Origin of the sequence: Kurthia sp. Dielmo, assembly GCF_000307285.2 — a bacterium.
Taxonomy (GTDB): Bacteria; Bacillota; Bacilli; order Bacillales_A; family Planococcaceae; genus Kurthia; species Kurthia populi.
Map to the genome: position 1 here is coordinate 161,174 of NZ_HE578959.1, position 11,315 is coordinate 172,488.

Below are 11,315 nucleotides of genomic sequence, written 5' to 3' on the forward strand. Positions count from 1 at the left end.
AAAAGCTCGTCAAGTATTTAAAAGAGAATGAATACATTGATGCGAAAAATAAAGGAACCGTTGCACTTGCAAAAGCGATTAAAGATGAAACATTTGAAATTCCAGAAGAGTTTAAACAGCTTGCGCCAGATATGAAAGAAAAAATTATCGAAGCGATTGAACTGAAATTCAATGTAGAAAAAATCGAAATTAAAGATAATGACAAAAAAGAAAGCGTTAAACTCAATAAAGAAGCGCTGTCTGGGCCGTTTTTAGAGCTTTGGGAGCGTATTAAGTACAAAACGAATTATACAATTCAATTGGATACAAATAGCTTTATTAAACAAGCGGCTCAAAAATTAAACGATGAATTAGTCGTTCGAATTAATAAGCTTGAATATGAGCGTCACAAAATTGAGACGACTGAGGCAGGTATATCAGCTGTTAAAGAAGAAGCAACTGTCTTTAAGACGACGGAACATGAATATGAAAAAGCACCAGATATTTTAACGTACTTGCAAAATGAAACAAAGTTAAAGCGTAAGACATTAATCGCGATTTTAAAAGAAAGCGATACGCTAACAGATTTCAAACGCAATCCACAAACATACATGATGGAAGCTGCTCGTATTATTAACGCAGCTAAACGAATGGCGATGGTCGATGGCATCAAATACGAAAAAATCGTAGGCGAAGAAGTATATGACCAGTCATTGTTTATTAAAGAAGAAATTGAAACGTATAGTGACAGTATTGTACCAGTAAGCAATAACCGTTCACCATACAATCATATTATTGTCGATTCTACAGTTGAAAGAGAATTCGCAGAAGCATGTGAAAAAGATACGAACGTGAAATTTTATATTAAGCTTCCTGCTGAATTCAAAATCAAAACACCACTTGGTATGTATAATCCAGACTGGGCATTAGCACTTGAGAAGGATGGCAAAGACCATTTGTACTTCATCGTCGAAACAAAAGGTAGCATTGCATCAGAAGATTTACGCCCGACAGAACTAGCCAAAATTCGTTGTGGTGAAAAGCATTTCAAAGCGATTGAAACAGGTATTACATTCAAAAAAGCAACACAATTACAAGAAGTGTACTAAGGGGTGTAAAGATGGCTGAAATCAAATACGAAGTAGTAGAACACATCGGTGTGTTATCCGAATCAGCAAAAGGCTGGAAAAAGGAACTAAACCTAGTTAGCTGGAACGGTGCCGCGCCAAAGTACGATGTTCGTGAATGGGCGCCAAACCGTGAGAAGATGGGGAAGGGTATAACACTTTCGGAGGCGGAATTTAAAGTATTAAAAGCATTATTGAAAGATTAATGAAATATGGTTTTATAAAGCATGCTGATTTATGTCAGTGTGCTTTTATTTTACAAATATTATTATATAATTAAGTTAAGAGTATTAGAACTATAGTCATTAAATAAAGGTGTGAAGTATGTTGAAGATAGAGGTTGGCAGCCAAGTTAAACTAATAACTACCCAACAAATTGGTGTTGTAATAGAAATTAAAGAAAGACATGGACAAACGTTATATAAAGTGTTAGTTGATGGAATGACTAAAGCAATGCAATCTAAATTTTTCGAATTATACGAAAATGAAGAGGCTTTAATTTATAAAGAACTAGAAGAGGCAAGATATGGGAATTTGCTTGATTATGAAGTTTTTCAAACATGGACACGCCTCAAGAAGCCATATGAGGGGAATATTTATAGTTATTTAAACAGTAAAACAGTTTTTAATCCATTTCAATTCAAACCGTTACTCAAATTTTTACAAGGTCAATCAATGGAAAGGTTATTTATTGCAGATGAAGTAGGGGTTGGTAAAACGATAGAAAGTGGCATTATTATTACAGAAATGCTAGCACGTAAAAAAATTCGGTGGGAAAAGCCGGTTATCGTCGTTTGTCCAAATATTCTAGGACCAAAATGGCAAAAAGAAATGCGGGATCGCTTTAATTTGACTTTCCAACTACATAACAAAGAAAGTTTTAAACTTTTGTTGAACAATATTCAAACAAATCAGCTTCAGCCACATCAAATGTTTCATATTGTAAGTATGCAAATGCTACGAAGTGAGGAAATGCTAGAGCAATTAGATGAATTGAATAGTCAGCAACAAGAAGCTGTTTGGTCGTTAGCGATTATAGACGAAGCACATCATATGAGAAATGCTGGTACAAACAGTAATCGTTTAGGTCACCTCGTGAGTACGTTGAGCGAGATGTTGATCATGCTATCAGCAACGCCCCTAAATTTAAAAGATGAAGATTTATTTCAGTTGATGCATATTTTAAATCCATATTTATACCCAGATATACAGTCATTTTCAGCGTTAATTGAGCCTGTTAAAATGTTAAATCGTTTTATTCAAAATCTACTTTTAAATGATACTGCTCATTTTTCAAAGATGAAAACACAAATGTTAGAAATAGATAAAAAAATGAATGGTTTTTTTATGAAGCATGAACATATGCAAAATTTGATGGATAAATTAAATCAGGAAGAAGCATTAAAGCCAAAAGAGTTGGCACAATACGAACGAATTTTAAAGTTATTTAATCCTTTAGAGGTGAGTTTTACAAGAACACTGAAAAAAGAAGCATTTGAACAACTTGTCATAAGAGATGCAATCAAAGTACCGGTTGAACTAACGCCACAAGAGAATGAAGTGTATGAAGAAATAATAAAATTTGCGACGGAGCAATATCAATTTAGTGGTGGTAATTTAACTGCTCTCGGATTTGTGACGAATCTACCTAGACGAATGGCGACAAGTTGTTTACCAGCAATGAAAGAATACTTAAATAAAGGTTTGTTAGTAAACAGTTCATATAATAATGACACATTTGAAGAGGTAGAAGATGACGCCGATTTAGAATTTATCCAGTTACCAGAGCATTTAAAAACATATTCAAATGAGATTTGTAAGAAAATCGATGCTTTATCCACAGATTCAAAATATGAAAAACTACATTCAACTATTAAACAGCTATTTAATGTGTTAGATAATAAACAAATTATTATCTTCTCATTTTTCACTAAAACAATTGATTATTTACGTAAACGATTAGAAGCAGATGGCTTTTCAGTTGGTGCTATTACTGGTAAAACACCGTTAGCTAATACGCAAAGTCAGCTAGGTCGATATGAAATTATTGAAGAGTTTAAGCAAAAAAAGTTTGATGTGTTATTAGCTAGTGATGTTGGAGGTGAAGGGCTAGATTTTCAATTTTGTCAGGCAATGTTAAATTATGATTTACCATATAATCCAATGAAGGTTGAACAACGAATTGGGCGTATTGATCGTTTTGGTCAGCAAGCAGAAAAAGTATTCATCGCTAATATGTACCTTGCAAATACAGTAGATGAACGCATTTATGAGTTGCTTTATGAACGGGTTAACTTAATCCATGAAAGTATTGGAATGTTTGAGCCGATTATAGGGAAAGAAATTGAAGATTTACAACAGGATTTGATTAAGGGGACTTTAACGGAGACCCAACAGCAAGAGAAGGTTAAAACATTAATGTTAGCAGTTGAAAAGGCGAAACTAGAAAAAGAACAGTTCGATTTGCAAAGAAGTGATTTATATGGAGATGATTCGTTCAATTCCATAATTAGTGGTTTAGTGAAGCAAAATGATTTTTTAACCCCAAAGGATTCAGCGAATATTACAGCGATTTTTCTGACTTTAAATAATATTGAATTTGAATGGTTAGATGAGCAACGTATTCAGTTTATAATGCCGGCAACTATAACCGAGCGTTTAAATACGTTTTTAAGAAAACCTGGGAATGAGGGGCATCTAGAGGAAATGGCCACAATTTTAAAAAGGAAGAAGCAAATTTTTCAGTTTAACGGTAGTTCTTATAATGAATTGACCGATGTGTTTATTCCAATTACAGGTTTATGGATTCGCTTTGTATTAACAGAATTAGAAAATATGGCTGCGTTATATCGAGTATTTAGATTTGCGGTATCTTCAGATGCTATAAATCTACAGGCGGGTAAATATTGTTTGCCGATTTTTAATATAGAAGTAAGTGGTGTTCATGAATTAAATCATCTTGCAATTGTCCCAGTTTGTCAAGATTCAGGAGAGGCTATAAATGTAGAGTATTTAGAGTTTAGTAAGCAGTTTTCTAATTTTATAGAAATAGAAAATAAGGGTATCCATTTCTTCACGCATGATGAAGCCATTGAAGAAGGACAGTTCGTTATAGAAGAATTTATGAGTAACTATCTTGAAGAGTTGCAATTTGAACAGTCAATCTTAATTGAAACTCGTATTCAAGCGATTGAATTAGGTAGTAGAACACGAGTTAGTCGTTTAGAACAAACCTTAAATAATTATTTAGTGAGCGGTAGAGCAGATGATCGTTATTTAAGAATGTTAAATGGCCAAATTGAGAATGAAAAAAATAGAGCAAAAGAAAAAATTCTATCACTTAAAAGCAATCAACAAATTGCATATACAACTCAATTAATTGGATTAATTGAACTTATTGTGAAGGGAGAATAAAACGTGCAAAATCCAGCAGAATTCGAAGCTAAATTGGTGGCATTGAAAGAACAATTTTTTAAAGCTAAACCAGGTAAAGAGGCTCTAGGCTACTTAAAAACATTAAGGGAATTCGAAAGTCGTGTACCTGGTTATATGAATTCGTTAAAAGTTTTATCAGATACTACTTATGAGGATAGAAAGCACTTTTTACTAGAGCTTATTCAAAATGCAGACGATGCTATTTATGAAGAAAATCCAACCATACATTTTCGTATTTATAAAAATTATTTTTCAATTTCCTATAATGAAATAGGGTTTAGTATGGAAGATATTTTCGCTATCACAGATACGGGTGGCTCAACGAAAACTACAAGCAAACTGGGTGCAAATTCTTTTATCGGAGAGAAGGGGATTGGCTTTAAATCTGTATTTGCACTTGCAAAAGAGGTGCATATTTATAGTGGACCCTGGAATTTTAGACTAGATACTGAGTCATATATCGTTCCAACCAGTTTAGTGGGCGAAGGAAACGCTAATGGAACAGAAATTAAAGTGTTTTTTAAAGATGAGACGAGTATTGAAATGATTGCCAATGAATTGAAAAAACTATTATCAGTGCGTTTAGAATCGTTTCTATTTTTACAAAAACTACGTCATTTTACTTTCAGTGATTGTAGGAAAGACAAAGAAGCTGTATACACATTAAACATTGAAAAAGGGCCAAATTCAAATTTACTTATTTTAAAGGCAACACCGTCTGAAATAGAACGAAAATACTTAATTTACGAAGATGAAATAGAATTTTCACCAGAGTTAGTTAAGTCACGCTGGGAACGTTTAACAGCAGATCATCCATTGAAGCGAACAGTAAAGCTAGCAGTGCTGCTTGATGCACATAATCTTGGTATTAACCAAGGTCGCTTATTTTGCTATCTTCCTACCGAGATAACGCTACCTGTACCTATATTTTTACAAGTGGACGGTCATTTAAAAGCAGATCGGGAGCGGTTACATGATCCAGAAGCAAATGAGTGGAATAAATATTTATTAGCACAGTTGCCGTCATTTTTACAAAAAGCATATTTAGAAGTTCGATTATATCCAATGTTGCAGAATGCATTTCCTGATTATATTCCTGTAAATAAAGGTGATTCACAATTAGCTCCAGTGATCCAACATTTTATTGAATTACTAAAAGAAACTGAATGGATAAAAAGCGAATCAAATTGGGTAACGCCTTCAAGAGCGTTACAGGCTTCAAACATGTGGCATCAAATGTTTAAATTGGACCCTACTTTGTTAGAGCACGCTCAAAAGAAAGTTTATAGGCATTTTATAAAAGAAGTTTGGCAAAAAACTGAGCGTTGGATTCATGTTTGGGGAACTTACGGTATAAGAGAGGTCAATATTTCAGAGGTCGCTAGTATTTTAGAACATAAAATACTAGATAAAAAAATTTTAAAAGATGATATTTTATTGACCCAGCTTTATCAAAAAATATATGAACAAATTTGTCATTATTCTTCTTGGACCATTGTGAAAGAAAATTTAAAAAGAGCAGTAATTTTCCCAATTGAACATAATGGATTCAAATCTATATCTAAATTAGTTAACCCTGAGAAATGTTTTTGGTTATCAAATAGAATGAGAAGAAATCATGGTTTACATTTAATTAAAGAAATTTCAATTGTTGATTTTAACTATACGATGCAACCTTCTACAACTGAAGAAGCTGAACAAAAAATGATTGGAAAGCGAAATGAAGCGTTACGATTACTATTAAAAACGCTACAAATAGAAGAATTAAATGAGGACACAGTTTTACGTTCAATTCAAATTCCGTACTTAGTTGGAAAACCAGTGAAATGGACAAGTACAATTGTAAAAAATCGCTTACAAGTATTGTTTACAATATTTGAATCATATCGTGCGAAAAAGAATACAAAAGATGAAAACTATTTAAAGACACTTGCAGAATTACGTGAAATGATGGTTCCAGTTCTAGAGAATAAATTAAACAAACTTTCAAATGTAATACTACCTATTAAACTCCAATTGAAACAGGGCGACGACGCTTATAATAATTCTGGCTTAAAGGAATTTTTATTACCGGAAGAATGGTATTCATCTGGCGCGAAAATTGAACAAAGTGGCGAACGTTTAACGCAATACTTTATTGAAATTCGTGATTTTTTAGTTGCATGTGGAATCGCCAATAGCCCACAATTCTTTTTTAAAGAAAAGAAATATGATACAGCAGCAGACTTTAGATATTATGAGCCAGAGCGCTTTCAATCGTGGACAGAGAAAAATAAACAGGATTATACAGGTAGAAATACGATAGTATTACAAACAGTTGTATTGGATCAAGCAACAAAAGATTTATTTAAAAATGAGAAGGCCACAATTGAAATTGAAAAGCGTTTGTATCAAGCTTGGCAAGTGAATTATTTGAACCAATTAGGAAACATTGATAGTAGTACGTATTACAAACCAACACCGTTAGGGTATTTAAAAACACTTTATCATAGACAAAGAAATGAAAAAGAATTGTTATTAGAAGATAATTTATGGGGGGGTTTAGATCGCTATTATATTCCTTTAACTACAATAGACGGTAGACTTACTAGGGCAACAAAAGCATATCGACTTAAAAATGTAAGAGGGTTAGATCAAGCGTTAAATATTTGGGAGATTGTACAGGAAAGTTCATCGCAATATCATGAGTTTTATTTAAATTCATTGAAAGTGAGTCCTCTTACAATTAACGAAGTCAATGATATGTGGCGACAAGCAAATGCAGATGAGCTAGATAACTTGATAGCAGCTACTTATGAATTATTGAACACTCAAATAGACTTAACAGAGTTAAAAATTATTGATAAAAATACAGGCACTTTGAAGTCGGTTTTTGAATTTAGACTGGGTGCAGAAATTAATGAACAAACGCCATATATTGAAAAACAGTATGGTTCTATCGGAAGATTATTAGGCGAAAAATTACAACTTCAAATGGATTCAGAAATATTACCATTATTGGGAAGCTTAGAAGAATTTTATTTAGAAGAGTCACTTTTAGCAGAAGAACGAAATCGTATAATCAATCATGTATTTAAGCAATTTGAATATTTAGGTAAAGAAGATCAAGTAATATTACTAGCCGATCAATTGAATATAAAAAAGAGTAAAAAGGGTCTAAAACAAATAAATTATGTTATCAATAATACCGAGTTATATGAGCATGTATTAAATCAAGATTTTTCAGTCATTCATATACAATGTGATTCACAGAAAGCATCTATTTATAAAACGATTGCAAATGAATTTTCTTTTAAAAATATTGAAGAGTACGGCAAAGTATCAGTAAAGAATTCTTGGCCCCTAACGCAAGAAGAAAAATCGCTAATAATACAATTATTCCATGCCCAATCAGATGAGTTAGAAGTGAATGAATCAATGCGTTTAAAACGATTGATGGATTCATATGGCCAAGTGGAAGAAATAATCGATATGATTCATTTTACTGATGAAATTACAAAGAAAATATTTGAATATGAGATAGAGAGTAATTTACCGTTATACGATAACCGAGAAAAGATTTTTTATGTTCAACAAGATATACCCTTATTTGAAATCGCGGCACAATGGATTGCCTATCTTGAATTTGCACCATTCAAAAGTACATTAAGGGATTATAAATTTTATTATGAAGAGATAAAAAAACATGAATCAAAACAGGCTAAAGATTCGAAAATAAAGATAGCAATTAATGAAGAACTAGAAGGTGTAGAAGGTGAAGATGCTATTTTCGATCAGGGGATTACACCTGAAAAAGAAATTGTTAGGAAAAACAATTCCACTACAGTTAACGGAGCGCCTGTGAATGATGAGCAGGTAGTAAAAAAGCCAGTAGTAGAAAAAACTGTTCATGATATAGCCACTTTAGTAAGTAGCGCTTTAAAACGAAATACAAACAATGAAATCGCGGCTACTTATGAGCCTTGGAAAATGGCAACTGATCCGGGGCAGCATTTAGCAAGCGTGTCAATTTTAAAGAAACAAACAACAGCCAATTTAAAAATAGGTCCTGTGAAGAAAGAAATAAGAGAAAGAGCGAAGAAATTAAAATCTAATATTAGATGGGTAGATAATACTTCACCAGATCCCAAAAAATATTTATTACAGGAATATGGTGGCCGTTGTCAAGTTTGTACTACACGTTTAAAAGTTAGTCCTAATCAATATTATTTTGAAATCTTCCGCTTAATCGAACATAAAGAGGGGCATGCATGGCATGATCAGCCGTTCAATATTCTGGGACTTTGTCCGAACTGTCATGCACTTATGAAACATGGACAAGATTTAGATTTAACCTCAATAATCGAAGAAGCAAAAGCATTTTTACTACAAGAGACAGCACCGCAAGAATTAGAGCAATATAATGGAGATTTTTATGAGATTCCAAGTGTGATAAATGGTGAAACAAATACAATTGTCATTTCACAACAGCATTTAAATTATTTTGCAATGCTTATTGATTTGGAAGAATAGTAAATAATACTTTAAATTTATCCTTTGCAAAGGGCATTTAGAAAATGCCTCTTGCTGAAGCTGCTGTCTGTATTTTACAGGTGGTAGCTTTCTTAAATGGTTCTATATTTGTTGGAGTTAAGGGAGCATATGAATTAAAAACGTATATTGTGAATGGTTTTATAAGCCAAAAGAGGAAGCCAATCGTGTGAAAGGAAAATACGGTTTAGAAGCGTTTATCTAATGGATTTCTATGTTAAGGTTTTTAATTAATCTTTGCAGTAGAAGAACTTAATCGAGTTGGCTGATTAACAATCTGAAAATATATAAGATGGAATAGAAATATGAAAATATCCAGTAATAGAATATTACCCTTGGATTGTATGTGTTTGAAATTCAGTAGTGAGTTCAATGTGTTTTTAAAATTACAATGACAGACTGCTTAAAGAATGAGGATTTAAATTTAAATAATTTTATAGAAAAACTATTATTCAATGTGGTTAAACAAATCCTAATAGGTGAGTTACATGACACATTAAAAGAAGTATATGATGAATTGGATTACGATGACATAAGTTCGATGGTTAATAATGTTGCAAACCAAGTTATAGATAATGAAACGAAAAATAAAATTAAGCAATATATTGCAAAAGAAATAGAGTTTAAACAAGTACTAAAAACAATTGTTGAAGCAGCTAATAATGTATCATTTGGTGAGTTCTAATGAATAGTTTAGTAAACGAAAATTTACACATTCAATTGATGCCAGATTTTGAAATTGATTATTCTAATGAAAAAGATAAAACAGTTGTTGATTTAGTTACCGTAATGGGGCCATTTATTGTGCGGATGTATCAATTATAGCAAGAAAAACAAAGTTGGCTATTGAAATACCCGTTTTTCAACTTGAAATATGGGAAGGTTTGATTGGGAAAATTAAGCACTTATTAAAATGGGTCTCAAGTGAGGATTATCAAGTTTCTTTTAGAATGTTTAATGAAGATGTAATTGAAAAAAGAGAAGGGCAGTTGAAATTGTCATTAGATAGTCCAAATCAACGGATTGTTAGCTTATTTTCAGGTGGATTAGATTCTTTAACAGGTGCTTATTATAACTTCAAAAATGGGATTGCAAGCAACTATATAGGATTTCTTAATAAACGGGAAGAAGCAACCAACCAAAGGGTTCTAGCTAATTTTTACAGAACAAAACTAAGTACGACTCCTGAAATTGTTTTGATAGAAAAGCCTGTTGAAAAGAAACTGCACTATACGCAAGCAACTCGTTCATTACTTTACTTTACTTTGGCAGTAGCTAAGGCCCATTATAATAAATCTAATCAGGTAAACTTGTATGAAAATGGAGTTTTAACATTAAATCCGAGCCTCTATGGCCGGTTTACAACAAAGACAACGCATCCTAAAACCCTATTTGAGTTTAATGATTTATTAAATGATTTATGCATGAATATAAAAATTGAACATCTTTTTATCTATAAAACCAAAGGTGAATCGATAAACGATATGGATTTAGATTTTAAAAATGTAATTAAAGATTCATTCACATGTGGAGCTGGAAGATCGGATGTATTAAAAGTACATGAAGGGCAATGTGGAGTATGTATTCCTTGTATATTAAGAAAAATTTCAATGGCTGCTTATGATAATGAACAATACGATTGTTCGTATTACTATGATTATAATGCAAAGAAATTTGAATCGGATGTATATTATTGAGAGCGTAAAATATTTTGTGTAAATGAAAAAAATCCATAAAAAAAGAAGACCCAATTCTTGGTAGAATAAAGTCACGACAACCAATTCTAGAAAGAGGGTCTTCCTATGGATAAGTTTACGACAGAAATCATTCAAACGCTAGCGCAAAATGGCAATATCAGTGAAGTTTTTCGCAGTCATCTTGAAAAAGCGGTTAATACACTGTTAGCGCAGGAGTTAACGGCGTTTTTGAACTATGAAAAATACGACCGCATTCTGGTAACTCACGAAATGGTGTGTACGAGCGCACGCTGCACACCGAGTATGGCGACTTAAAGCTCGAAATTCCGCGTGATCGCAATGGCGATTTTCGTCAACAGACCATTGCGCCGTATAAACGCTCGAACGATACGCTTGAAAACACTATCATTCACTTGTTTCAAAAAGGGATTACAATGACGGAGATTGGGCATCACTATTCACCGCAGACAGTTTCGAATATGACACAGGCGATGAATGATGAGGTCGAAGCATATCACAATCGCCAGCTGTCGCATCTTTATTCAGG

The 11,315-nt window shown here is 32.8% G+C and carries 7 protein-coding genes and 1 pseudogene; all 8 read left to right on the forward strand.

Features of this window, described 5'->3' with window-relative positions:
• On the forward strand, positions 1-1,088 hold a 1,088-nt coding region (locus tag KTHG_RS12030; protein ID WP_483299890.1), incomplete at its 5' end, for a restriction endonuclease.
• Positions 1,089-1,099: 11 nt separating this feature from the next.
• On the forward strand, positions 1,100-1,312 hold the full coding sequence (locus KTHG_RS12035) for a YdbC family protein (RefSeq protein WP_139993854.1): 213 nt from the start codon (positions 1,100-1,102) through the stop codon (positions 1,310-1,312).
• 118 nt (positions 1,313-1,430) lie between these two features.
• The gene (locus KTHG_RS12040; RefSeq protein WP_139993856.1) at positions 1,431-4,520 is read left to right on the forward strand and encodes a DEAD/DEAH box helicase; all 3,090 of its coding nucleotides are present in this window, start codon (positions 1,431-1,433) and stop codon (positions 4,518-4,520) included.
• 3 nt (positions 4,521-4,523) lie between these two features.
• Entirely contained in the window at positions 4,524-9,053 is a 4,530-nt protein-coding gene (locus KTHG_RS12045; protein WP_139993858.1) for a sacsin N-terminal ATP-binding-like domain-containing protein, read from the forward strand.
• A 409-nt stretch (positions 9,054-9,462) separates the two neighbouring features.
• Positions 9,463-9,756: a hypothetical protein gene (locus KTHG_RS12050; RefSeq protein WP_139993860.1), complete on the forward strand. Its 294-nt coding sequence runs from the start codon at positions 9,463-9,465 to the stop codon at positions 9,754-9,756.
• Positions 9,756-9,896 (forward strand): hypothetical protein, encoded by a 141-nt coding sequence (locus tag KTHG_RS21260; RefSeq protein ID WP_186439581.1) that lies wholly within the window; start codon positions 9,756-9,758, stop codon positions 9,894-9,896. The genes KTHG_RS12050 and KTHG_RS21260 overlap by 1 nt, the downstream gene beginning before the upstream one ends.
• A 14-nt stretch (positions 9,897-9,910) precedes the next feature.
• The gene (locus KTHG_RS12055) at positions 9,911-10,768 is read left to right on the forward strand and encodes a hypothetical protein (protein WP_139993861.1); all 858 of its coding nucleotides are present in this window, start codon (positions 9,911-9,913) and stop codon (positions 10,766-10,768) included.
• Between the two features lie 105 nt (positions 10,769-10,873).
• A pseudogene (locus tag KTHG_RS12060) lies at positions 10,874-11,315 on the forward strand (transposase); the annotation flags it as partial.